General features: G+C 66.1%; 1 protein-coding gene. It reads right to left on the bottom strand.

Translation table 11 applies throughout. From position 1 onward, the window contains the following. Window positions 1-920 (bottom strand): type VI secretion system tip protein TssI/VgrG (gene tssI / locus ACMA5I_RS15925; protein ID WP_525887264.1); only part of this gene is annotated, 920 nt, incomplete at both ends.

Below are 920 nucleotides of genomic sequence, written 5' to 3'. Positions count from 1 at the left end.
GTCACCACGGGCCGATCCGGATCGCCGTCGAGGTAACTCACCATCACCTCCATACCGATGCGCGGGATCACCTGACCGCCCCAGCCAGCCCCGGCCCAGTTCTGGCTCACCCGCACCCAGCAGGTGTCGCTGCCGTCTTTCGCCGCGCGCCGATCCCAGGGGAACCACAGCTTGATGCGGCCATATTCGTCCGGGTGGATCTCCTCGCCCGCCGGGCCCGCCACGATGCCGACCTGCGTGCCGTCGATCCGCGGATGCGGGGTCGCGCGCTGCGGCGTCGCCGGCACATCCGCGGGCAGCGCCAGAAAGCGGTTGGTATATTCGGGCTGGTTCTCGACGCTCTCGTAAGACGTGTCGATCGCCTCATGCTCAATGGCGAGCACCACATGCGGATCGAACACGTTGTCGGGGTTCGCCACATCGTAAGGCGTGAAGCGCCCGCCCACGGCCAGCGTGCGCACATTCGAAGCGCCCTCGACCCGCGCATGTTCGGCCTCCTGCGCCTGCATGCGCAGCCGCGCCACGCGCTCCACCGCGCCGTCCTCGATCCCTTCGGACGCCCGCCCGCCCGAGCCATAACCCGGCAGCACCGGATATTCGAACCGCTCGTAATTGCCGTTCTTCGGCAGCTTCACCAGAGACGGCACATTCCCGCCCGGCACCAGACCCGGCGTCTCAAAATTCCAGTCCGCCCCCGCATGGCTGCCGGGGATATAGCGGAAGGTCGTTTCGAACCGGTTAATGTGGTTGCGATCCGTCGAGCCATGGGCAAAGCGCACATCCTCGCCGCCCGTATAGCCCGCCGCATGCGACGCGATATGCATCTGATGCTGGCCCTCCTGGTGCGACCACCAATAGTAGAGCCCGTCCTCTTCCAGACGCCGCGTCAGATAATCGAGATCCGTCTCGTTCCACTGCAC

Origin of the sequence: Jujubicoccus corallicola (genome assembly GCF_047345645.1) — a bacterium.
In the GTDB taxonomy this organism is placed as follows: domain Bacteria; phylum Pseudomonadota; class Alphaproteobacteria; order Rhodobacterales; family Rhodobacteraceae; genus JBLEFH01.
The sequence above is the reverse complement of the archived record's forward strand: the minus strand, read 5'-3'. Positions and strand labels throughout refer to the sequence as shown.